Annotated in this window: 23 protein-coding genes, 1 other RNA gene, 1 pseudogene and 3 riboswitches; of the genes and pseudogenes, 7 read left to right on the top strand and 18 right to left on the bottom strand. The window is 40.4% G+C overall.

What is annotated here, in order from left to right; genetic code table 11:
• Window positions 1–108: 108 nt before the first annotated feature.
• From DV702_RS10320 to DV702_RS10350, 7 genes are all read right to left on the bottom strand, one after another.
• Window positions 109–1,443: an NCS2 family permease gene (locus DV702_RS10320; protein WP_114924675.1), complete on the bottom strand. Its 1,335-nt coding sequence runs from the start codon at window positions 1,441–1,443 to the stop codon at window positions 109–111.
• Between the two features lie 82 nt (window positions 1,444–1,525).
• Window positions 1,526–1,627: riboswitch (purine riboswitch) on the bottom strand.
• Between the two features lie 81 nt (window positions 1,628–1,708).
• A complete protein-coding gene (guaA, locus tag DV702_RS10325) occupies window positions 1,709–3,262 on the bottom strand; it encodes a glutamine-hydrolyzing GMP synthase (protein ID WP_371682703.1) in 1,554 nt (517 codons plus the stop codon).
• A gap of 205 nt (window positions 3,263–3,467) precedes the next feature.
• Window positions 3,468–5,636 (bottom strand): transglutaminase domain-containing protein, encoded by a 2,169-nt coding sequence (locus DV702_RS10330; protein ID WP_114924676.1) that lies wholly within the window; start codon window positions 5,634–5,636, stop codon window positions 3,468–3,470.
• A complete protein-coding gene (locus tag DV702_RS10335; protein ID WP_114924677.1) occupies window positions 5,633–6,799 on the bottom strand; it encodes a DUF58 domain-containing protein in 1,167 nt (388 codons plus the stop codon). The genes DV702_RS10330 and DV702_RS10335 overlap by 4 nt, the downstream gene beginning before the upstream one ends.
• Window positions 6,796–7,740, bottom strand: a complete 945-nt coding sequence (locus tag DV702_RS10340) for an AAA family ATPase (protein WP_114924678.1) — start codon at window positions 7,738–7,740, stop codon at window positions 6,796–6,798. Before DV702_RS10340 ends, DV702_RS10335 begins: the two co-directional genes overlap by 4 nt.
• Before the next feature lie 118 nt (window positions 7,741–7,858).
• Window positions 7,859–8,728, bottom strand: coding sequence for an ammonia-dependent NAD(+) synthetase (nadE, locus tag DV702_RS10345; protein WP_114924679.1), 870 nt, complete (start codon window positions 8,726–8,728; stop codon window positions 7,859–7,861).
• The gene (locus DV702_RS10350; protein WP_114924680.1) at window positions 8,697–10,166 is read right to left on the bottom strand and encodes a nicotinate phosphoribosyltransferase; all 1,470 of its coding nucleotides are present in this window, start codon (window positions 10,164–10,166) and stop codon (window positions 8,697–8,699) included. Before DV702_RS10350 ends, nadE begins: the two co-directional genes overlap by 32 nt.
• A gap of 143 nt (window positions 10,167–10,309) precedes the next feature.
• Between DV702_RS10350 and DV702_RS10355 the strand changes: the two genes are divergently transcribed.
• The gene (locus DV702_RS10355; RefSeq protein ID WP_114924681.1) at window positions 10,310–10,582 is read left to right on the top strand and encodes a hypothetical protein; all 273 of its coding nucleotides are present in this window, start codon (window positions 10,310–10,312) and stop codon (window positions 10,580–10,582) included.
• Between the two features lie 72 nt (window positions 10,583–10,654).
• Here DV702_RS10355 and DV702_RS10360 read toward each other — a convergent pair.
• The 6 genes and pseudogenes from DV702_RS10360 to DV702_RS10380 form a co-directional block, all read right to left on the bottom strand.
• Window positions 10,655–10,753: pseudogene (locus DV702_RS10360) on the bottom strand (lactate utilization protein C); the annotation flags it as partial.
• A gap of 74 nt (window positions 10,754–10,827) precedes the next feature.
• Window positions 10,828–10,998, bottom strand: coding sequence for a hypothetical protein (locus tag DV702_RS16845; protein ID WP_162805777.1), 171 nt, complete (start codon window positions 10,996–10,998; stop codon window positions 10,828–10,830).
• A gap of 16 nt (window positions 10,999–11,014) precedes the next feature.
• Window positions 11,015–12,820 carry a phosphomethylpyrimidine synthase ThiC gene (gene thiC / locus DV702_RS10365; protein ID WP_114925909.1) on the bottom strand — a complete coding sequence of 602 codons (1,806 nt, stop codon included), beginning with the start codon at window positions 12,818–12,820 and terminating at the stop codon, window positions 11,015–11,017.
• Between the two features lie 90 nt (window positions 12,821–12,910).
• Window positions 12,911–13,027: riboswitch (TPP riboswitch) on the bottom strand.
• A 45-nt stretch (window positions 13,028–13,072) separates the two neighbouring features.
• Window positions 13,073–13,585 (bottom strand): methylated-DNA--[protein]-cysteine S-methyltransferase, encoded by a 513-nt coding sequence (locus DV702_RS10370; protein WP_114924682.1) that lies wholly within the window; start codon window positions 13,583–13,585, stop codon window positions 13,073–13,075.
• Between the two features lie 18 nt (window positions 13,586–13,603).
• Entirely contained in the window at window positions 13,604–13,918 is a 315-nt protein-coding gene (locus DV702_RS10375) for a DMT family transporter (protein ID WP_114924683.1), read from the bottom strand.
• A gap of 2 nt (window positions 13,919–13,920) precedes the next feature.
• On the bottom strand, window positions 13,921–14,253 hold the full coding sequence (locus DV702_RS10380; RefSeq protein WP_114924684.1) for a DMT family transporter: 333 nt from the start codon (window positions 14,251–14,253) through the stop codon (window positions 13,921–13,923).
• A 148-nt stretch (window positions 14,254–14,401) separates the two neighbouring features.
• A riboswitch (SAM riboswitch) is annotated at window positions 14,402–14,506 on the top strand.
• Between the two features lie 82 nt (window positions 14,507–14,588).
• Here DV702_RS10380 and DV702_RS10385 point away from each other — a divergent pair.
• Window positions 14,589–15,719: a methionine biosynthesis PLP-dependent protein gene (locus tag DV702_RS10385; RefSeq protein ID WP_114924685.1), complete on the top strand. Its 1,131-nt coding sequence runs from the start codon at window positions 14,589–14,591 to the stop codon at window positions 15,717–15,719.
• Between the two features lie 117 nt (window positions 15,720–15,836).
• A complete protein-coding gene (locus tag DV702_RS10390; protein ID WP_114924686.1) occupies window positions 15,837–16,598 on the top strand; it encodes a glucose 1-dehydrogenase in 762 nt (253 codons plus the stop codon).
• Between the two features lie 79 nt (window positions 16,599–16,677).
• Here DV702_RS10390 and DV702_RS10395 read toward each other — a convergent pair whose 3' ends face one another.
• The 4 genes from DV702_RS10395 to DV702_RS10410 form a co-directional block, all read right to left on the bottom strand.
• Entirely contained in the window at window positions 16,678–16,860 is a 183-nt protein-coding gene (locus DV702_RS10395) for a hypothetical protein (protein ID WP_162805778.1), read from the bottom strand.
• Between the two features lie 476 nt (window positions 16,861–17,336).
• Window positions 17,337–17,852 (bottom strand): type 1 glutamine amidotransferase domain-containing protein, encoded by a 516-nt coding sequence (locus DV702_RS10400; RefSeq protein ID WP_114924688.1) that lies wholly within the window; start codon window positions 17,850–17,852, stop codon window positions 17,337–17,339.
• 69 nt (window positions 17,853–17,921) lie between these two features.
• Window positions 17,922–19,976 (bottom strand): flagellar assembly protein A, encoded by a 2,055-nt coding sequence (locus DV702_RS10405; protein WP_114924689.1) that lies wholly within the window; start codon window positions 19,974–19,976, stop codon window positions 17,922–17,924.
• A gap of 58 nt (window positions 19,977–20,034) precedes the next feature.
• Window positions 20,035–20,268 (bottom strand): hypothetical protein, encoded by a 234-nt coding sequence (locus DV702_RS10410; RefSeq protein ID WP_114924690.1) that lies wholly within the window; start codon window positions 20,266–20,268, stop codon window positions 20,035–20,037.
• Window positions 20,269–20,382: 114 nt separating this feature from the next.
• Between DV702_RS10410 and ssrS the strand changes: the two genes are divergently transcribed.
• Window positions 20,383–20,578, top strand: a non-coding RNA gene (ssrS, locus tag DV702_RS10415) — 6S RNA.
• A gap of 60 nt (window positions 20,579–20,638) precedes the next feature.
• On the opposite strand, the gene DV702_RS10420 is transcribed toward ssrS, so the two are convergent.
• Window positions 20,639–20,962: a four-helix bundle copper-binding protein gene (locus DV702_RS10420; RefSeq protein ID WP_114924691.1), complete on the bottom strand. Its 324-nt coding sequence runs from the start codon at window positions 20,960–20,962 to the stop codon at window positions 20,639–20,641.
• Window positions 20,963–21,114: 152 nt separating this feature from the next.
• Between DV702_RS10420 and DV702_RS10425 the strand changes: the two genes are divergently transcribed.
• The 3 genes from DV702_RS10425 to DV702_RS16850 all read left to right on the top strand — a co-directional run bounded on the left by DV702_RS10425 (window position 21,115) and on the right by DV702_RS16850 (window position 22,453).
• Window positions 21,115–21,600 (top strand): antibiotic biosynthesis monooxygenase family protein, encoded by a 486-nt coding sequence (locus DV702_RS10425; RefSeq protein ID WP_114924692.1) that lies wholly within the window; start codon window positions 21,115–21,117, stop codon window positions 21,598–21,600.
• Between the two features lie 67 nt (window positions 21,601–21,667).
• On the top strand, window positions 21,668–22,165 hold the full coding sequence (locus DV702_RS10430; RefSeq protein ID WP_114924693.1) for a DUF3231 family protein: 498 nt from the start codon (window positions 21,668–21,670) through the stop codon (window positions 22,163–22,165).
• A 117-nt stretch (window positions 22,166–22,282) separates the two neighbouring features.
• The gene (locus tag DV702_RS16850) at window positions 22,283–22,453 is read left to right on the top strand and encodes a hypothetical protein (protein WP_162805779.1); all 171 of its coding nucleotides are present in this window, start codon (window positions 22,283–22,285) and stop codon (window positions 22,451–22,453) included.
• Window positions 22,454–22,510 lie beyond the last annotated feature (57 nt).

Here is a 22,510-nt window from a genome sequence, read left to right on the forward strand (position 1 = left end):
GTGAACTATTTATAGAGTGGTTTAAGTGAGAAGCTTTTTGTTACTATAAAAAAAGACACTCACAAAAATCAGACGTTACTGACATTCTGCGAGAGTCCTTTTCATTGGCTATTCAATAAAGATAAAGTACAAAATGAATATGATAAACAAACCATACATGATCGGATGAATTTCTTTCCGTCGCCCGCTAAACAACATCGTAATAGGATAAAACACGAAACCGATTGCGATTCCTGTTGCAATACTATACGTCAGCGGCATAGCAATGATCGTAAAGAAAGCCGGAACTGCGATTTCAAAGCGAGTCCATTCAATATTTCCTAACGTTGAGACCATCAACACCCCTACAATGATCAAAGCCGGTGCAGTGACTGCTGGTGTAATGACAAGAAGCAGTGGAGAGAAAAATAATGCCAGTAAAAATAATAGTGCTGTTACTATAGAAGCAAAGCCTGTTTTAGCACCTGCGGCAACTCCTGCTGTAGACTCAATGTAAGAAGTCGTAGTTGACGTCCCCATTACCGCTCCCGTTACAGTGGCTAACGAATCTGCAAGTAACGCTTTGCCCGCACGCGGAAGTTTGTTGTCTTTCATAAGCCCTGCCTGTGTTGCAACAGCTACTAATGTACCTGCTGTATCGAAAAAGTCGACAAATAAGAAAGTAATAACGATCACAAGAAATTGAGTTGTCATTAATGAAGCGGGATCATTAAAGATCGCGTCAAATGCAGCGCCAAACGTCGGTGTGACAGGTGGGATTTTGTCTACTACTTTGTGTGGTATGTCAATTAGACTTACCGCCATCCCCAAAATAGTAGTCATAATCATTCCATAAAAAATTGCACCTTTAATTTTACGAACCATCATAATAACAGTTATTACTAATCCGAATATCGTCAACAATGTAGGGCCTGCGGTTAGATCACCTAAACCAACTAAGGTATTTTCATCTCCTACAATAATTTGCGCATTTTGCAATCCAAGAAATGTAATGAATAATCCAATCCCTGCGCCTACTGCAAATTTGAGTTGTGCCGGAATAGCATTTATAATTAATTCACGTAGTCCAGTTAATGAAAGAACGATAAATATTAATCCTGAAAATAGCACACCTGTTAAACCGGTTTGCCAAGGAATGCCGTAAGTAAGTACTACTGTAAATGCGAAAAATGCATTTAACCCCATTCCAGGTGCTAAACCAATTGGATACTTGGCGATTAGTCCCATAAATAATGTACCAACCGCAGCGGCAAGTGCCGTAGCAACGAAAACTGCTCCCTTATCCATTCTCATAGAATCAGGTAAATCCGGAATAACATCCAACGATAACATGATCGGATTGACAGCCAAAATATAAGCCATTGCTAAAAATGTAGTGATTCCACCGATTATTTCACGACGATAATTGGTACCTAGCTTTTCAAACTCAAAGTATTTTTTCATGATGACCTTCCTTACTCTCAATATATAAAAAGAGGCATACGAATAAAATTCGTATGCCTCTAGTCAATCCAATAGAAGATTGTCTTCTATATACACGGATCGTAGTCGAAACATTTACGGTGTTTCGGTAGAGACTTCCAGGCCTTATTCCTAGCGTTATACGATCATATTTAACTGTACTCACTAAAACACCGCAACATTCTATCTCTTATCAGGAGAAAATGAAGAATTCACTCGAAAATCCTCACCATTCATTGCTGAGAACTTATTCCCACTCGATCGTGCCAGGTGGCTTCGCAGTGATATCATAAACGACGCGATTGACTTGGTCGACTTCAGTTGTAATGCGTGTGCTGATTTTCTCCAGAACGTCCCAAGGTATGCGTGCCCAATCAGCTGTCATACCATCTACGGAATGAACTGCTCTAATTCCAATAGCATAATCATACGAACGAGCTTCATTACGGACACCTACACTGCGGATATTCGGTAAAACGGCGAAATACTGCCAAATCGCGCGATCGAGTCCTGCTTTAGCAATTTCATCACGTAAAATCCAATCTGCATCACGGACAATTTCCAGTTTATCTTCCGTAATTTCACCGAGTACCCGTACACCAAGACCAGGGCCTGGGAACGGTTGACGATTAACAATTTCCTCAGGCAAGCCAAGTTCCGCACCTACTGCACGAACTTCGTCTTTAAATAGTGCGCGAAGAGGCTCGATCAATTCGAAATCCATATCTTCCGGTAATCCGCCAACGTTATGGTGAGATTTAATAGTTGCGGACGTAGCAGTTCCACTTTCAATAATGTCTGCGTAAATAGTACCTTGCGCTAAGAACTTGATGCCATCTAATTTAGCAGACTCTTCATCGAATACATAGATGAATTCATTACCGATGATTTTACGTTTTTGCTCGGGGTCTGTTACACCCGCCAGCTTGTCCAAAAACCGTTTACGTGCATCTACTTTAATAAAGTTCATGCTAAACTGTTCGCTAAATGTTTTTACTACACTTTCGACCTCTCCTTTACGAAGCAAGCCGTGATCAACAAAAATACATGTTAACTGATCGCCAATTGCACGATCGATTAGAGCAGCTACTACTGAAGAGTCAACACCACCACTTAATGCACATAGCACTTTACGGTCACCAACAGTCGAGCGGATCTTTTCTACTTCAATTTCTATGAAACGATCCATCGTCCAGTCACCTTTTGCTTTACAAACTTCAAAAATGAAGTGGCGCAAAAATGCTTTGCCGTACTCTGAATGATGTACTTCTGGATGAAATTGAATTGCATAGACTTGTTGCTCGTCATTTGAAATAGCTGCGATGTTTCCAGCAGAATCTTTCGCTGTCGCTTTGAATCCTTCAGGCAGTTGCGTAATGTTCGCACTGTGTGAGACAAAGACATTTTGTTTTTCTGTTTGACCAGCAAACATAGAAGAAGTGTGATCTATAGTAATCTCTTCCGTTTTTCCGACATTATCTTCAATCTTTTCAATCGCGCCTCCTAAATGATTCACGATTAATTGCGTTCCATAGCTGATTCCCAATACCGGAATTCCTAAATTGAAAATCTCTGGGTCGATATCATACGCTGTAACATCTTCGAAAGATGCGGTTCCACCGGATAGTACGATACCTACTGGATTCATCTTCTTAATTTCTTCAACAGTCGTAGTATGCGCATGTAATTCACTGTATACACCAAATTCACGGATTGTTCGCGTGAAGAGCTGATTATACGTACTACCGTAATCGAGTACCACCATTTTTTCTTGTTCGACTAGCAAAGGAGCATTTGACAACTGATCCACCTCTTCCAATATAATAGTGCCGATTCATGCCTCAACTACAAAAGACGCGTTAGAAAGTCAACTTTCTACGCGCCCCTTTCACCAAAGTATACAAATCATTCTATACAATGATGGCTGACGTTCGTTAGTGCAAGATATGTCGAGGCCATATCAAGCATTGATTCGCTATTTATTTTACTCATATTTCATAAAAAAATCAACAAATAGTATTAATAATTAAATCTTCCCACACTTTATTCAACTTGTGCCATTCATGTGAGTGTCGATCGTTGCCGTAGATTCCTTCCTCATAAGATCGCGTCAACAAACGCATACGATCGCTTCCATATTTTTCGTCTACGATCTTCGCATAGTGTGAGAGTGTCATGCCAGCTTCTTTCGGTATACCTGCACGATGAAGTTGTCGTAACAGTTGATTGTACTGCTGTTCAAACTTTTGCCAGCCATCCGCTTGTTTACGTAGTTTGCGCACAGCCCATTTAGGAAGCCAATACTTTCGGCGGCGATATATCAGAATCATACCCACTGCAAGTACTAACATGAATGCACCATACACCCACCATTGAGTAAAGAACCATATCACGCTTTCCTTTATTTTTTGAACTAGTTGGAGTGATGAACTGCTCTTTTGCACTGACTGGTCTTTGTCCGCTTTTGGTTTTTCTGGTTGTTTAACTATTTGTTCTTGTTCAGCAGGCTCTTTAACATCCATCCTAATATCGGTTGGATGCGTAAAACCAATTGTCGGTTCGAAGGGTATCCAGCCAAACTCAGGTATATAGGCTTCAACCCATGAATGCGCTTCATCATTCGTTACTCGATACACACTTTTCCCGGAAGCTTTATAAGACAATTCTCCCGGAGCAAACCCTTTTACCCAACGAGTAGGAATACCTGCCGAACGAAGCATGACCGCCATGGAAGTTGAAAAGTTATCACAATATCCTTTTTTCGTATCGAATAAAAACTGATCTACATAGTCTTGTGTATCATCTGGTACAGCAACGTTCTGTGTTTCATAAGTGAATCCATTTCTTTTAAAATATTGTTCTACCGCTTTCACTTTATCGTATACACTGATTTCATTTTCTGTAATTGATTGCGCCAAATCTTTGACACGTTGCGGTAAGTTTTCGGGTAATTGCATGTAACTATTCAGATTTTCAGGAACAGTCTCAAATGCCAACATTTCAGGTCTACGTAACTCAGAAAGTGTATAGACAGGTGTGACATATTCCACTTCGTATTGTAATAATTCTTCTTGAACACCCATCAGTAAATATAAACGATTGGCCGCTATTTCATGCATAATAGACAATGGTTCAGGATAAAGCAGTTTCTTCGTGCCATATGGCATCACAAGAAACGGTAATTTTTCGCTAAACTGCAGTCTTGCGTATGACGGCTTGACAGTCTCCGAACCCCACAAATTTTCATTGGTACGTAAAATTTCTGTTTCTTCTTCTTCGTTCTGAATCCAACCTTTTGAAGTGTATGTATCCTTCGTTTCAATTCGCCAATATTGACGTTTCTCTACAGCAGCTTCAAATACTAGTTGATGATCCTGAACGAAAGCTCCACCAAGTTGAGAGTCGTCTGGATCATAACCCGCTTTTGAAACTCCCTTCCCCTGTTCATCTTTACCCACACCCGCTAATGACAATAAATAAGGTACAGGATCCGGCCAAGCTGGTGGATGAACGGGTGCACTTTTGGCGAATAACCCAACAAGTAATACTAAAAGCAGTAAAGGCAACGATAAACGCAGTAACCGCTTTGAACGAATAGATACCCCTGCTTCACTCATTAAACGAAGCAGTGTAACAAACCCTACGAGAAGTAAACCAATAATCATAATTCGTATAATAGAGGCAGACCCATCATACGGACTAAACGTATCGAGTAAAGCAACAAACAATACGGTTAACACAAAAAACATCATCATACTATGACGTACTTCGATCCAATAACGAATTAAGTATGCTATCATCCATAGTAAAACGAATAGAAGAAACGTACGGAACATATTGGATAATTCGCTTACTTCACCTTGAACTACTAGCAGTATATTTTGTTTCATTTCTACGACAAACATCGAAAACGTATCGAAAGAAAACGGCAGTTGACCGAAATAGATGTAGTGAATAGCCCATAAAATGTACAACACTTGTACTGATGCACTAATCCACCACGCAACATTTACTAATGCAAGAATAAAAAATAACAATAAGTAAATAAAGAACAGCGAAGCATGTCCGAAATCCGTTAAGTGCATGATAGGAATAAACCACTCCCATAAAAGGACGATGCTTAAACCAAACAAAAACATAAGAGCTTTCCTATTCAAACGACTTTTCTTCATCATGTCACCGCCTTTTTCAGCGCCGCAGATAAATCGTTACGACTGATCAGCCGAATGTTAATACCCATTTCTCTCGCTTGTTTAACTTTCTGATTGAAATCTTCTGTTAACGACCGCTCGTCAACTGCCACGAAACAAGTAATCGCAGAAGGTCTTCGATACTCTTCTAGCACACGTTTGATAAACTCCATTCGAAGATATCCTGTGATGACGAACAATGAATCTTCTTTGTCGATCGATCCTTCAGGCAAAGATAAGTTAATCGTTTGATGCGGTTGAATTTTCGCCAAGTGAACTAGCGCTTGCTCCATTTGATCGGCTGAACGTATCGCGAAAGATTGTTGGTCAGCAAGCAATAGCGTAAGACCTGCTTGATGTTGTCTAGCCGTTACGAGGAAAGACGCTGCGAATTCTACGACAACTTCGAACGTATTAGAAGGTTCACAGTCCAGTAGCAACATATATTGCTGAGACTGCTGATCATCAAATTCTTTTGTCATCAATTTATTCGTCCGTGCAAAAGATTTCCAATGAATCCAAGACAAACGATCACCCGTCGTATACTCCCTGACGCTAGAAGGCATCGTTGCATCTTTCGCCTGTATGTAGGAAGATAACTTTCGACCTTCGCTCATTCCTGAAGCAGATGATTCGTAAACTAGCTCCGTCAGTTTGGGATAGACTAGAAATACATCTCTCACGGGAAAACTTCGGCTTTTTCGAATCCAGTTGAAAAAATCTACAACTTCAATTTCAGCATGCGATAATATATGTTCACCGCGCGGTATATTTGTCAATGTATAGGCAAATGAATATTCTCTCCGAAAACCTACTAACACCATCCGCTGACTCGTGCGTTGTTTTATGGAGAATTGCCTGTAATCAGTAATCATTGTATACAATAACGGAAACGGCCATTTTCTTTTTACAGTTAGTTGCACCAATACTTTTCCATTATTCATCACTTGATTTGAATTGACTTGTCTATCGACAGTAAAATCTCGTAACGGATACAAGTAAAGTGCAATTGAATATGTAATAAAAGGTAAAATCATGTAGAAAATAAACCAACTAACAAACCCGCCTTGGAACTTTGCAAAGGCAAAAGCTATACCGCCAATGCATAAGACTCCCACAATTCGTCCAACTGATTCTATTCGTTTCATATAGTGGACCTATGCACCGGCACTTCAATCTGCTGTAATACTTGCTGTATGATTTCTATAGGATCGATCCCTTCATATTTTGCTTGCGGATGCAAAATTAATCTATGGGAAAAAGCGAATGGCGCCAAATATTGTACGTCATCCGGTAAAACATAGGAACGTCCTCTGATGAATGCGTAGGCTTGGCATGCCTTCATCAAAGATAATGAACCCCGTGGGCTGACACCTAACGAGATCGATTCATGTTGACGTGTCGCTTCCGCACAATCAACGATGTAAGAAACAATCGTATCATCTACAATTACTTCCTGTACTTGTCGTTGCAACTCTACTAATTCACTTATTGTCAAGACAGACTGAATTTGTTCAATTGGTAATTGGCGTTCAGCTCGTTTTAAAATATCCATTTCTTGCAACTTCGTTGGATACCCCATTTTTAATTTGAATATAAAGCGATCTAGTTGCGCTTCCGGTAATGGATAAGTTCCTTCATATTCGATGGGATTTTGCGTCGCCATCACAAAAAACGGCTTTGGTAACTGAATCGTTGTACCATCTACCGTAATTGACGATTCTTCCATTCCTTCCAATAATGCAGATTGTGTCTTAGGTGACGTACGGTTTATTTCATCTGCTAAAATAATATTCCCGATCAATGGACCTGGCCGGAATTCAAATTGCATCGTTTGTGGATTATATACGGAAACCCCTGATACATCAGATGGCAATAAGTCCGGTGTAAATTGGATTCTTTTAAATTGAGCCCCAATCGTCGTGGCAAGCGCTCTGACTAACATCGTTTTACCAACGCCTGGCACGTCTTCTAGCAATACGTGACCGCCAGCAAGCAATGCAGTTATACTCAGCTCGGCAATTTCACGCTTTCCGACAATTACTTTCTCTATATTCATCAATACTTCTTCAATCCACCGTGAATGCATAGAGCTACCTCCTTCAGTTTTCTAGCTACGATCATCTATATGTGATTATCATACCCGAAACCAATTCGTCTCACAAACAGAAAAACTGCCGGCCTTTTATAACAAAGACCGGCAGCGATTATTTCCAAAAGTCATCGAATATTGTGATCGGTAAGTGGCGTTTATGTGCTGACCGTAAATAATGTCCTTCTATTTGCTTTTGAGCTTCTTCAGAGACTTCCTTACCCTCTAGGTAATCGTCAATCTCATCATACGTCACACCGAGTGCAATTTCGTCGGCTATCGCCGGCTTATTGCCTTCTAAATCTGCCGTAGGAATTTTTTCGTACAAATGCGGTGGACAGTTAAGTGCATGAAGCAATTGTTTTCCTTGGCGCTTATTCAGTCGATAGATCGGCATCAAGTCAGCTGCACCGTCACCGAATTTCGTATAGAAGCCAGTGATAGCTTCTGCCGCATGATCTGATCCTAAAACGACTGCGTGATGAACTGCCGCGATCGAATACTGAGCTTTCATACGCTCTCTTGCTTTTTCATTACCTTTATCGAAATCTGATATTTGCACGCCCGCCAATTTTAACGTGCGTTCACTCGCATCGACTGCATCTTTAATGTCAACTGTATATACGACTGAAGGACGTATAAAACGTAGTGCATCTTGACAATCTTCTTCATCAAATTGAACGCCATATGGTAACCGGACAGCATAGAAACGATAAACTTCTGTACCTTCTTCTTCATTTAACTCATTAACGGCCATCTGAGCTAACTTGCCGACTAATGTAGAATCTTGTCCGCCTGAAATCCCTAGTGTCATACCTTGTAAAAATGTATTCTTCTTCATATAGGCTTTTAAAAAATCAATGGAAGTCCGAATCTCTTGCTGCGGATCGATTTCCGGCTTTACACGTAACGCTTGGATAATTTCTTGCTGCAATGTCAACGTTCCCACTTCCTTATCTGTTTGTGTAGTTTTGTACCATTTCATGTACTTCTTCTATATTGCGTCTCTTATTGTCCCAGCATTTCTGACTTAAATCGACTGGATATTCTTCTGGATTTAATGAACGCTTGTACTCTTCCCATAACAAATCTAAATTGCTATGTGCATATTCGCGAATCTTATAAACAGGAGGATTTTCATATATCACTTCCCCCTTGCGAATAACATGCTCATGTAAATTAATCGCTTTAAAATTCGTTACAAATTTCGAGATGAACGTGTGGACAGGATGGAACATTTTAATGCGTTCTTCTGATGAAGGATCTTCATCATGCATTGTAATATAGTCCCCTTCTGCTTTCCCATTTTCCAGATCAATAATGCGATACAATTTTTTACGTCCAGGCGTTGTCACTTTCTCTACGTTCGCCGAAATTTTAATCGTATCTTCCATTTCACCATCACTATTTTCAATGGATACAATTTTATAAACTGCTCCTAATGCCGGTTGATCGTATGCAGTTATGAGTTTTGTTCCAATTCCCCAAATATCGACTTGTGCCCCTTGAGCTTTAAGGTTTAGAATCGTGTACTCATCTAGATCATTTGAAACTACGATTTTGGCATCTGGGAATCCAGCTTCATCAAGCATACGACGCGTTTCTTTTGATAAAAACGCAATATCTCCGCTGTCTAATCGAACACCGATAAAGTTAATGCTGTCACCGAGTTCTTTTGCAACTTTAATCGCTGTCGGTACGCCGATTTTCAACGTATTATATGTATCCACTAAAAACACACAATCTTTATGGCGCTGCGCATACACTTTAAACGCTGTATATTCATCTTTATACGCTTGTACAAACGAATGAGCATGAGTTCCGGAAACATGTATCCCAAATCTCTTTCCGGCGCGCACATTACTCGTCGATTCTACTCCACCGATTACTGCTGCGCGTGCCCCCCATATCGCTGCATCCATTTCATGCGCGCGGCGACTACCGAACTCCATGACCACATCGTCTTTAACTACTTGCTTAATGCGGCTTGCTTTCGTGCTGATCAATGTCTGGTAATTGACGATATTAAGTAAAGCTGTTTCAATCAATTGTGCTTCAATTAGATTCGATTCAATCCGAATGATCGGTTCATTAGCAAATACTAATTCCCCTTCCTTCATTGAAAAGACATCTCCTGTAAAGCGCACATCTTTCAAGTAATCTAGAAAATCATCAGCAAATCCTAATTCTTCACGTAAATACGCTAAGTCGCTTGCAGTAAATGAAAATTCTTGTAAATACTTTAAAACGTGCTCTAGTCCAGCAAAAACTGCATAACCATTACCAAATGGGATTTTTCTGAAATACACTTCAAATACAGCTTTCCTCTCGTGTATCCCGTCTGCCCAGTAAGATTCCGCCATGTTAATTTGATATAGATCTGTGTGTAACGCTAAACTGTCGTCTTGATATGATGAAGTCATAGTCGTCTCCTTCTTCCGCTGCGATAATGTTACCATTATACACTATTTCCCCTTTTTCACCGTAAAGTAACCATTCCTGTTATCTTTTTTAGATGTGAAACTTTTTTATCGGCTCTTCGTATATAAAGAAAGGAGTGATTACAATGAGTTATATTTTACCAAGTGCGTTAATTGTAGTTTTCGGGTACTTAATTCTGAGTAAATTAGAGACGATTGAAAGGCGTTTGGCACGGCAACAGTCCATACTAAACCAACTAACAGAGGATCTCCCAGAGCCTGCGGAAAATGAAGAAATACGGACTTTACTGACAGCTGGCGAAAATGTTCAAGCGATTAAATTAGCGAGAGAAGTATATGGTTTTTCATTAATAGAAGCAAAGCAATATGTGGATCGATTAAATGAACGGAACTCTTGAGCGACTTATCAAAAAAACAGCGCGAAACTACAAGTACTCTAGTTTCGCGCTGTTTTTATAATAGTTACGTTTTTAACAATCTGCTACTATAATATAGGTTGCTTTCACAAGGCCGTGTACACCGATAACTAAATTCATCTCAATATCCGCAGAGTTACAGGGGGCTGTAATAGTCCATCATGTGTAGCATGCACGACTATGATTGTATATTTACCTATTCTAATTTCGTACAGACGTGAGGGCAGTTAGTAATGCAAACTTTCCAGCAGTCTGCATTTTTCACACTCTCGATGTGTAGTCGTTTCTGTAAATTGATGTGTACAGTTCGCCTGAAGTTCGTTTAATTGTGTTTCCAATTGACGCAAGCTTTGGCGTTGTATCGTTATATGACGGATTAATGTATTCGCTGCCATCATAACACTCACTCCTCGTTCAAAGATAGATTTCAGCACCGGATTTCTTAAACTCTTCCGCTTTACTTTGTAACCCTTGCTCAATAGCCAACTTCTCTTCCAGACTATTTTCGTCCGCAAATTTTCGTATGTCATGAGAAATTCGCATACTGCAAAACTTAGGTCCGCACATCGAGCAGAAATGAGCGACTTTGGCACCTTCCGCCGGTAATGTCTCATCGTGGTATTCCATCGCCCGCTCAGGATCTAAACTTAAGTTGAATTGATCTTGCCAACGGAATTCAAAGCGCGCTTTAGATAGGGCGTCATCACGTTTTTGCGCATTCGGGTGGCCTTTCGCTAAATCCGCTGCATGGGCTGCTATTTTATACGTAATCACACCTTCACGCACATCGTCTTTATTTGGCAATCCAAGATGCTCTTTTGGCGTCACATAGCAAAGCATTGCAGTACCAAACCAACCGATCATCGCCGCACCGATAGCTGATGTAATATGATCATAAGCCGGAGCGATATCTGTCGTTAACGGACCCAATGTATAAAATGGCGCTTCTTGACATATCTCGATTTGCTTATCCATATTTTCTTTAATCAAATGCATAGGAACGTGACCGGGACCCTCAACCATCACTTGCACATCATGTTTCCAGGCGACTTTTGTCAGCTCTCCAAGTGTTTCGAGTTCAGCAAATTGCGCCTCGTCATTAGCATCTGCAATAGAACCTGGACGTAGACCATCACCTAAAGAAAATGCAATATCATATTGTTTCATAATTTCACAAATCTCTTCAAAGTGTGTATAGAGAAAACTTTCTTGGTGATGTAACATACACCATTGCGCCATAATAGAGCCACCACGTGAAACGATTCCCGTCATGCGACGAACTGTCATCGGTATATATCGCAATAATACTCCTGCATGAATAGTAAAATAACTCACTCCTTGTTCAGCCTGCTCGATCAATGTGTCACGGAATACTTCCCAAGAAAGGTCTTCCACACGTCCGTTCACTTTCTCAAGTGCCTGGTATAACGGTACGGTTCCAACAGGTACAGGAGAGTTACGAATAATCCACTCGCGCGTCGTATGAATATTTTTCCCTGTAGATAAATCCATAATATTATCCGCACCCCAACGAGTAGCCCATGTCATCTTCTCTACTTCTTCTGTAATAGAAGAAGTGACTGCCGAATTACCGATATTGGCATTAATCTTCACATGGAACTTACTGCCGATAATCATCGGCTCTGCTTCAGGATGATTAATATTGCAAGGTATAATTGCGCGTCCTCTTGCCACTTCATCCCGTACGAAATTTGCATCTACTCCTTCTCGAATTGCGATGAACTCCATTTCAGGTGTAACGATCCCTTGCCTTGCGTAATGCATTTGTGTTACATTGTGTCCTTTTTTGGCGCGTAACGGTCGGCGCTTTAACAGTGGAAATTGTTGGCTAGTATTCATTTGTTCAGCTGTACGAAAGCCGTTATCCTGAGGTTTTACTTCTCGACCTTCGTATTCTTCTACATCATCCCGCTCCAAAATCCATTTTTTTCTAATCGGCGGCAGACCTTTTTGAATATCTACTTCATAGTTTGCTTCCGTATATTTCCCACTAGTATCATAAATACGAAGCGGTTCATTTTGGAATTCTCCTTGCTCTGTCACAGTGGGCGACAATGTAATCTCACGCATGGGGACAAGGATATCCGGGCGACTTCCTCGTACATAAACTTTCTGGCTTGCGGGAAAACACGAATGAATCTGAATTTTTTCTGTTGCATTTTTCACTTTGTCATCGTCTCCTTTTTGAGGGTAGACCATGACTGCATACAAGTAGAGGAAATCGACGAAAAAAAGACCAGGCCTGTAGTAATGGACCTGGTCTACAAAAACGCACAAAAAAGTACGTCGATTGATAGATAAAAACTTCCCCACGCTGGTACGAGCCAGATCAGGTCCAAAGAGTTCGGAATGCATTTGATTCACTCCATCTCAGTCCAGTGTAGCTGGACACCCCTAGTTATGATTATTGAATTATCGAACATTTTTATTTTAGCATAGAGTTTTTCATTGTCAACCAACTACTATGGAACTGTTTTCCAACCGAAGCAAACGAGCTTTTCTGTCTACTCCATCACGGTATCCAGATACACTACCATCTTTCCCTACTACTCTATGGCACGGAACGACTAATAGTAAAGGATTTTTGCCAATTGCGGAAGCAACCGCACGGACAGCTGACGGTTTGCCCAGACGGTTGGCTATCACTGAATAACTGACAGTTTCACCGTAAGGAATTTCTGAAAGTGCTCGCCACACTTCCGTCTGAAATGGTGTTCCCTGTTCGACAATTGATAAGTTAGAAAAATCCGTCTGAACACCTGCTAAGTATTTAGCGACTTCATTTGCATAGACAGCTAATTTACTAGCATTTTTCTCTCTAGGTATTTCACCCAATTGTTTGTTGCACCATTCGTTCAATCGTTGTTCACTGTCTTCTGCCAGTCCTACGTAGCAAAGCCCTCCTTCAGTAGCTGCTAATGTTACTTGCCATTCTCTAAATTGAAATGTCGTCCAATATACCATAATCCCGTCCTCCTTTATTTACCCAAATAATTTTAATCCGACAGCCCCAATAATTATTAATGATAAAAAGAACAGTCGTTTAACACTTGCGGATTCTTTAAATATAATAATTCCCATGAGAACTGCGCCTACTGCTCCAAATCCTGTCCATACCGCATACGCTGTACTCATCTGAATCTCTCGCATAGCTAGCGATAGAAACACAAATCCAAAGCTGAAAATGACGACAATCAGCAACAAACGTTTATACGAACGTTTCTGCAAGTAATAATTGATGCTCATCACACCGAAAATCTCCCCTAAACTAGCGATTGCCAAATAGACCCATGCCATGATCAATCGCCTCCCTGCGGATTGCCTTCGTCTGTAGTGATCTTAATCCCTACGACTCCAATTACGATTAACGCAATAAATGATAAAGTAATCCACGTAAAGTCCGCTTGAAAAACGAATAAATCCACTAGTAAGATAGCCGCGGCTCCCGATCCAGTAAATACCGCATACACAGTACCTGAAGGAAGTTTTTCGCACGCTTTAATAATAAAATAAAAACTAAAAACAATTGCTACGCTCGTGCCAGCCCATTGCAAAAAGGTCTCTGAGTAACGCAATCCCACTACCCAAAATATTTCTACAAAGGCTGCCAAAGCGACATAGCCCCAAGCCAAAATGCTCGTCCTCCTTCACTGTCTCTCTAGTTATAAGTATAGCAAACCTTTTATAGAACAAAAAACTAACGCTGTAGGGAAAGCCTTGCATCTCTTATGTCTGCATGATAGAATAAATTTGTCAATAGTTTTGCTTATATTATGAATATTCTTATCGAGAGAGACGGAGGGATAGGCCCAGAGATGTCTCAGCAACCAGCCAAGTCGGCATGGTGCTAATTCCAAGGGTGAACATTCACTTTGAAGATGAGAATAGGAAAAACTTACTTGTATGTTCGAGGGCCTATTCGAAAAGAAGAGGTCTTTTTTTATTTTTCTAAGGGGGATGGAAGTTGATGACAAACAACGGATTAGAAACGAGATTAGTGCAATTAGGGAATAATACAGACAAGAGAACCGGGGCGGTCAATACCCCAATTTACTTATCGACTGCTTATCATCACGAGGGGCTTGGACAATCTACTGGCTATGACTATACGCGTACTAAAAATCCAACGCGCTCCGTATTAGAAGATGGAATTGCCAACTTGGAATCTGGGGATCAAGGGTTTGCCTGTAGTTCCGGTATGGCAGCTATACAACTTATTCTTTCTCTATTTAAAACCGGCGATGAATTACTAGCACCTGAAGACCTATATGGTGGAACTTATCGTTTGTTTAATCAGTATGAACAAACCTATCAAGTAACGACTCGCTACTTATCATTTGAGAATGTAGCTGAAGTCGAGCAGGCTATTACAGATCGCACAAAAGCTATATTTTTAGAAACACCTACCAATCCACTTATGATCAATATCAATATCTCTATGTATGCTGAACTAGCAAAGAAACATAATTTATTACTCATTGTAGATAACACATTTTTGACGCCGTACTTCCAAAGACCAATCGAACAAGGAGCAGATATTGTCATTCACAGTGCCACGAAATACATTGGCGGACATAATGATGTTCTTGCAGGTCTAGTAGTCGCAAAAGGGGAAAAACTTTGTGAGCGTTTGTTCACGAACCACAATGCCATTGGCGCTACACTCGCCCCTCTTGATTCATGGCTCGTAGTGCGTGGTTTAAAAACATTGCATTTACGTATGAAGCAACATGATGCCAATGCGAAAGAAATGGTTTCTTATTTAGAATCGGAACCTTTAGTCGTAGACGTGCTCTATGCGGGAATTGGCGGTATGGTCTCCTTCCGCGTGCAAAACAGTGAATGGGTTGGCCCCTTCCTTGAAAATATGCAATTGATCTCGTTTGCAGAAAGTCTCGGTGGAGTAGAAAGTTTCATCACCTATCCAACAACGCAAACACATATGGATATCCCAATCGAAGAACGCAATCGCCGAGGCGTTGATGACCGTCTATTACGTTTCTCGGTAGGCGTTGAAGAAATTGAAGATTTAATAGCAGATGTTAAACAAGCTCTTTATGCTGCCAAAGAAATCGTAGAAGGCGTAAAGGTTCAATAAGTAAAAAAGACCAGTCCTCTCAGTTATAATTGAGAAAGACTGGTTATTTTCGCACTAATAGTTTAATATTAAAATGTATAGCAAAATAGAACTTTTACCATAATTGGAGGCGATTTTTTGAAACGTTTGGAAAGTAAAGTAGCTATTATTACAGGTGCAGGATCGGGACTTGGAAGAGAAATTGCAGAATTATACGCTCTTGAAGGTGCCAAAGTAGTTATTGCAGATATGAATATACAAGGTGCCGAAGAAACCGTTCAGACTATTAAAACAGCCGGTGGAGAAGCACTCGCAATTCAGACAAATGTTACTGTGGAAGAAGATGTTCAATTAATGATCGATACAGCGGTTGAACAGTTTGGCACACTTGATATCCTTGTGAATAACGCAGGCATTATGGATAATATGTATTCCGCAACAACGATTACAGATGACGTATGGGATAAAGTGTTGGCTATCAATACAACAGGTGTTATGCGTGCGACACGGAAAGCGTTGTCTATTTTCGAAGAGAAACAGGCAGGAGTCATTGTGAATATGGCTTCCATTTCTGCAGTGACCGGCGGCAGAGGGGGGCTCGCTTACACAGCTTCCAAACATGCAGTCGCAGGGATGACAAAGAACGTCGCATCTCACTACGGTCCATTGAACATTCGCTGTAATGCAATTGCACCAGCTGCAGTACCTACGAATATTACAAATAATTTAGTACAACCAGACGAGTTTGGCATGAAACAAGCACTTAGAGGTGTCGATATGATGAGTCGTCCAGGTACGACGAAAGAAATCGCAAATATTGCCTTATTCCTAGCATCTGACGAATCTTCTTATGTCAATGGAGCGGTCATACAAGCTGATAATGGTTGGTCAGCTTATTAATAAAACCAGGCAGAGAAAAGCTAGTAGTTTTTCTCTGCCTGGTTTATTTTAAGGACTTTGTGGACAGCCTCTGCATATATTAATGAATTTGTTGTATCTTTTTCTTTTCATTGGCATAGACTACTGCAGCCGGAGCTACAATGAATGCCAAGGCTGCAATACCCGCCAACATACCTGTCATCTCTTTAGTTCCAATAGAAAATCCTGCCGCCACACCGAAGACCATTCCTACTAAAAGTGCCGCCACAACTACTTTGTACATATCCACCCCGACCCTTCAAATAATGTCACTACTGCCCGAATATTTCGTTGCTTTAAGCATACTCCCATTGAGAACGTTTTTCAAGTATAAATGAGAATCTTTTTCAATCATTTTATACTTGTACTGAAAATAATGCCAGTTGATTACCTACATTATGTAAAATCCTTTCGATATATTCACTAAAAAGTGAGGTAGGTGATTGGATGGAGTGAAGCTAACTTGAAGAGTCTTACGGCTTGCGCTTCCAGACGATACGTTTTCTCTCGGGAGAATCCTAACACATACACTACTGTGCTACACCACAAAAGAAGAGTCACTTACCTTACTCCAACTTTTGGACGAGCACCAACTGACTTAAGAAAGTGTCAGTCTAGCGATTGACATACTGCATACTTTAAAAAATGTCGGAATAAAAAGACCACCATAGAAAATCAGATATACCTGACATTCTACAATGGCCTCATTTTATTTAAAGATTATTTTTCTAGTATTTTTAATGATTCACGGGTAAATGCCGGGATATCATCCGGTTGACGACTTGTAACTAGCTGGTTCTCACAAACAACTACTTCTTTATCCATAAACTCGGCTCCTGCATTTTCCATATCTACCCGAATAGATTTATAACCTGTTGCGTGTCGGCCTTCTAACGTTTTCGCCGTAATCAACAGCTGAGGACCATGACAAATAGCGAATACCGGTTTGTCTGCATCCATAAATTCTTTAACAAACTTTACAAAACGATCATCTGCGCGCAAAATGTCCGGTGAAAATCCACCCGGAATGAACAATGCATCATAATCAGCTGAATTCGCCTGATCGATCGATTTATCTAGTTTCACTTTTGTGTTTTCTTTCATACCTGTAACTTCCGCTCCAGCTTCCGTCCCGATGACTTCCACTTCATGACCCGCCTCTTTATACGCAGTTGCCGGTTTCATATACTCTGAGTCTTCGAACATATCTCCTAATACAGTTGCAATTTTAGCCATACTGCTTACCACTCCTTAGTTGATGTACTACAATTACTATTCCACCATGAGAATGTTTTCAAACATACATCAACCAAGATCAATCTCTCCCTCAGTAGTTAATCGGGCGGTGATATTAGTAGCATCTTTTGTAAACACATGCTTTCGCGTGCCTATATAAATTTCAGTTCCCACATAGGCCATGCCGATAGTAATACAACCTTCCGCACTTGTACGGATTACTGTCTTCACTGGACTTTCCGAACCAGCTTCTTGCAGTGTAATCGCAAGTGGCGCTGTAATCTCTCCGCCTCTACAAACTCCTTTAATCTTAATCGTTTGCTCTGCTGTCAAGTCGCTATGGTACACACCTTTTGAAAACACCTCAATATGTCCATTACTATAAAGCGTACTATTAATCGCATAGGGAACAGACAATTTTGTCTGAGGCGAGCTATCTGCGTTATATAACTGCACTAGAATTTGTGCTTCTTCCACTACTCGGGCAAATCCTTCCATGTTTTGCATATCTTCATTAAGCGGGTTAATAAAAATGTCATAGAGTGAGTCCGCAACGTTGACCCACTCGACATCAAGAGACTCTTTTTGTGACCGCACTTTTTGGATAAACTGTTTATTTAAATCTTCAAACTGCGCATAACGCTTCTCCATTAATAAATGTATAAGACGTTTTAGCTCAGAAGGGTTCAAGTCAGCTTCGCCTTGCCCCCGAATAATAAATATTTGATCAACCGCTTCTTTAATTTGTACGAGTAAGTGTGTTACATCTGTGAGCAGCTTAGCTAGTTCACTAATAGCCGCTTCTTGTTTCCCTACACTAATCGTAGACGATAAAACATTGCCGCGCACCATGACAGTTTTCATTGCGTGTATCGTAGCTTTCGTCACAGAACCGCCGACAAAAATACTGCCAGTCGCTCCTACAAACATAGAAGGCAGGACATTACCGCCAATTCTTACATCCCCTTCAAAACGAATATTACCACTTTCCAAACTAACTTCCCCCGGATGGTTAAATTCATTATTCACATCAATCTTTACTAATCGATCCCGCCAGTCCAGAACAGGCTTTCCTGAAATAAGCGTCACTATATTTTGTTCTACTTGTTGGACGTTTTTTCCTAAACGTAACATAATATCACGCACCGGTTTTACTGGAATCTTCCGTCCGAGCAAACTTTGGCCAGGCGTCCCTGCCACAGGCAATACATGCGTCGCAATTACTTGACCTTCTCTAACATTTGTTATCGCATTCATTTCTCGAAAATCCACTTTTTCTTCGCTGTTCGGGTCAAATTCTTCATATCGAATATGAACTTCCAAATCGCCGTCTGTTCCTTCTACAGGAAGTATTCCTTTCGCTACGATTAGTTCATATGGTTTAATTACTTCAGTCACTTTTTTAATCGCCGGAAATAGAAGTCCTTGCTGTATACCCATTTGCTTTAATTCATCGACAATTTGTTGTGGTTTCAGATCATTCGTAATTTCAACCTTTTCTTCTACACGTATCGCTAATCGAGGAGACCAAGAAGTATTTACCAATGAACGCTTTATACGCTTTCCTGGGACAAATGATAATAAGGCAATCATATCTTTTTCAATCAATGAAATAGTGAATTTCGGTGCGACTACTTCATCACAAATTGTTAGTGTTACTTGATCTTCTGGTTGAATAGTTGTCGATTGTGTACAAAGTTCTCCATTGACAGTCAATAAAGCATTTTCATTTGGAATAAGCAAAGGCAATGATTCATCATTGAATCGGAAATGTACTTCTCCATCTTGAATGCATGCCACACTTCTATCACTTGTATGATTCGTCTCTACTTTCTTTTCTTCGACTGGATGATTGACTGTTTGTAACACTGATATATCTACCTCATCCAATAAGTTGGCTAGTTCTTCAATTTTCGAAAGTTCTTTTTCGACTGGTATATGTTCCACTTCTTCTATGCTAGTTACTTGTACTTCAGCCGGCACTTTCCTTAACCCCATCAGACGTCTGCCCGGATTTGTCAGTACTTTCACTGTAACTTTTTCGATTGGTAAGTCCAGCATCGTCAAAGCTTGCTGTATAGCTTCTTCTACTGTATTTGCTTGAACGGTAATTACTTTTTTCATAAGACCACCCCTGTCTATGTACCTGATACTTTTATAGTATCATATCGGGGACTGTTCATTAGAAAAAAATTCCGATGATTACTAATGCACCGATTATATATGAACCTACAACTTTCACTATATCAACAGTCACGATCGGTTTTTTCTGAAATGCGCTTACGAACTCTAAATCTTCTCTAAGCTGTTTCACTTCTCTACGTAAATCCTCTACCTCATGCGTTAACTGAGTAATATCAAATGATTCTTTCGTGGCGATCTTTTGGTTTTCTGCTGTTGTATTATCCATTTCCATAGAGCAACCACTCCTTTACTATTTCTATACTATACGGTTGATTCATATAGGAAGTTTCAATTCACAACAAAAGTTACCATTTGCAATTTCAGATGGCTGGGTGTACTATTAATTTACAAGCTGTATTGTTCGTATGTACATTAAGTTTTAACCTTTAAGCTGTAAAAGGGAGTTTATTACGAAACGGAAATGGCATGCCGAATTCCTTTTTAGCAATTCGGACTAACAGGAACGTTTCCGCAAACACCCACTTTGAGGAGTGGTGGTTTAAAACTTTCTATGACTAAACTACGGCAAAGACGGCTTTTATAAACACAGAAAACACCTTCCCTTTTAAAAGGAAGGTGTTTTTATGTGTGAACCTATTCATTTACGCTACACGGCGACAAGCTTCCGCACATTTCCGACAAGCTTCTGCGCACTTTTGACAGTGAGGATGGTCATGTTTTCCACATTCCTCCGCGCACGCTTCACAAATTTCCGCACTTAATCGCAAATTTTGTGAAGTAAAAGGACTTCTTCTCGCGATTACTTGAATAGTATATGAGCAACTTTCTGCACACTCACGGTCTAGCCGAATGCATCCAGCCATCATACGAACATCTTTTTCCTTTAAACATGCGTCAAAGCAATGATTACACGCTTTTACACATTCCTCTAATAAATAGAGTACTTCTTCGTATTTAGTTTCCATTTAATTACCTCCCTAACGTAACCTATTTACTTATTTCCCCATCACATTAACCAGTAAACACTAAATACATATTCCTTATTCATTGAAAGCACTTTCAATTCTCGGGTATACTAGTACTAATCAATAAAATTGAAGATGAAGAGGTGTCTACTATGAAATTATTCAAATGGACAGGACCGTTAGAAGAAGCAGGCAATTTACCAGAAGAGGCACGCGCAATTCTTTTGAATAACGATGAAGAAGTTCTCGTACTGCAAGAAGCTGAGACAACACATTTGGAAAATGCAGTGGCATACGAAGTAATGGATCACAGCGGCGATCTACCTTCTGGACGTTATGCAGTATTAAATAATATTCCAGTCACAGAAGAAGGACGCGAAATTTTTGAACAGCGTTTCAACAATCGGGCACGTCTAATTGAAGCTGAACCAGGCTTTGTAGCCATTCGCGTACTGCGTCCCGTAGATTCCGATACATATGTTATTTTAACGATGTGGGAAGATGAAGAATCCTTTACAGCTTGGCAGTCTTCACAAGCTTATGGCAAAGCACATGCTAAACGCGGAACAGAAGAAGGCGTTGATCAACGACCGAATATTTTCCCAAGACCTTCTTTCGTTACGACCTACAAAAAATAATTGTATAAAAACTTTATTTTAGAGCAGACTACTCCTGAAGTTCATCATTAACTAAGGAGTGGTTTTATTGGGTATTTTAGATGGTAATCCGAAAGATGAACCGCTACACTACGGTGAAGTAACCGCTATATGGTCGTTCATTGGGGCAAACAACGGATTAGTAAGCGGCTACGAAGCGTTTGTCAATCAAGCAGGTGATGCGGATCTTATTCGTTTATTAGAAGAAGCGATTAAGACGATGAAATCCGAGAGTGCTTCTTTCGGCAAAGTGTTGAAAGCGAACGGCATAACACCTCCGCCTGCATTACCGGAAAGACCAAAATGTAGTCGCGAAGATATTCCTGCCGGTGTTCTTTATATGGATCCGGAAATAAGTGCTGCTGTCTCTATTAATGTGGGACAAGGGCTTGTGTCATGCAGTATGGCGATGGGACAATGTTTGCGTGAAGATGTGGCTGCCATGTTTGCAAAAGCTCATATGGAAAAAGTGGCATTTGGCGCAAAGCTACTTAGTCTCAATAAAGAAAAAGGGTGGATTATCCCTCCTCCGCTTCATATGAATTGACGTTTTGAAAAAACTCTCCATCGTTACGGAGAGTTTTTTCATGGAATACTTTATTGATTTTTGCACAAGCTATTGGTGTAGATGGCTCGTCCTCTAACAATACGAAAGGAAGTGCAGATGATGAATAAACGTAAAACAAAACGTCAGCGTCAAGAACAGCCGAACGACAATCGCCAGCAGAATCAACAACCTGAAAATATGGAGTTTGGTGAAGAGTTCACGTTCGACCAAAGACGCCAACAACCAAATGATATGGAATATAAAGAGCGTCGCAATAACCGAAAATAAGCAAAAAATTTAAACAAATAGTAGTAAACTGTACCCTATAAGGCGGACTTTTCCGAA

This window comes from Sporosarcina sp. PTS2304 (assembly GCF_003351785.1).
In the GTDB taxonomy this organism is placed as follows: Bacteria; Bacillota; Bacilli; order Bacillales_A; family Planococcaceae; genus Sporosarcina.

Bases quoted from the DNA above. Each gene is read 5' to 3' on its own strand.
- DV702_RS10320 (WP_114924675.1), bottom strand. From the start codon at position 1,443: ATGAAAAAATACTTTGAGTTTGAAAAGCTAGGTACCAATTATCGTCGT.
- DV702_RS10330 (WP_114924676.1), bottom strand. From the start codon at position 5,636: ATGATGAAGAAAAGTCGTTTGAATAGGAAAGCTCTTATGTTTTTGTTT.
- DV702_RS10335 (WP_114924677.1), bottom strand. From the start codon at position 6,799: ATGAAACGAATAGAATCAGTTGGACGAATTGTGGGAGTCTTATGCATT.
- DV702_RS10340 (WP_114924678.1), bottom strand. From the start codon at position 7,740: ATGCATTCACGGTGGATTGAAGAAGTATTGATGAATATAGAGAAAGTA.
- nadE (WP_114924679.1), bottom strand. From the start codon at position 8,728: ATGAAATGGTACAAAACTACACAAACAGATAAGGAAGTGGGAACGTTG.
- DV702_RS10350 (WP_114924680.1), bottom strand. From the start codon at position 10,166: ATGACTTCATCATATCAAGACGACAGTTTAGCGTTACACACAGATCTA.
- DV702_RS10355 (WP_114924681.1), top strand. From the start codon at position 10,310: ATGAGTTATATTTTACCAAGTGCGTTAATTGTAGTTTTCGGGTACTTA.
- DV702_RS16845 (WP_162805777.1), bottom strand. From the start codon at position 10,998: ATGATGGCAGCGAATACATTAATCCGTCATATAACGATACAACGCCAA.
- thiC (WP_114925909.1), bottom strand. From the start codon at position 12,820: ATGGTCTACCCTCAAAAAGGAGACGATGACAAAGTGAAAAATGCAACA.
- DV702_RS10370 (WP_114924682.1), bottom strand. From the start codon at position 13,585: ATGGTATATTGGACGACATTTCAATTTAGAGAATGGCAAGTAACATTA.
- DV702_RS10375 (WP_114924683.1), bottom strand. From the start codon at position 13,918: ATGGCATGGGTCTATTTGGCAATCGCTAGTTTAGGGGAGATTTTCGGT.
- DV702_RS10385 (WP_114924685.1), top strand. From the start codon at position 14,589: ATGACAAACAACGGATTAGAAACGAGATTAGTGCAATTAGGGAATAAT.
- DV702_RS10395 (WP_162805778.1), bottom strand. From the start codon at position 16,860: ATGTACAAAGTAGTTGTGGCGGCACTTTTAGTAGGAATGGTCTTCGGT.
- DV702_RS10400 (WP_114924688.1), bottom strand. From the start codon at position 17,852: ATGGCTAAAATTGCAACTGTATTAGGAGATATGTTCGAAGACTCAGAG.
- DV702_RS10405 (WP_114924689.1), bottom strand. From the start codon at position 19,976: ATGAAAAAAGTAATTACCGTTCAAGCAAATACAGTAGAAGAAGCTATA.
- DV702_RS10410 (WP_114924690.1), bottom strand. From the start codon at position 20,268: ATGGAAATGGATAATACAACAGCAGAAAACCAAAAGATCGCCACGAAA.
- DV702_RS10420 (WP_114924691.1), bottom strand. From the start codon at position 20,962: ATGGAAACTAAATACGAAGAAGTACTCTATTTATTAGAGGAATGTGTA.
- DV702_RS10425 (WP_114924692.1), top strand. From the start codon at position 21,115: ATGAAATTATTCAAATGGACAGGACCGTTAGAAGAAGCAGGCAATTTA.
- DV702_RS16850 (WP_162805779.1), top strand. From the start codon at position 22,283: ATGATGAATAAACGTAAAACAAAACGTCAGCGTCAAGAACAGCCGAAC.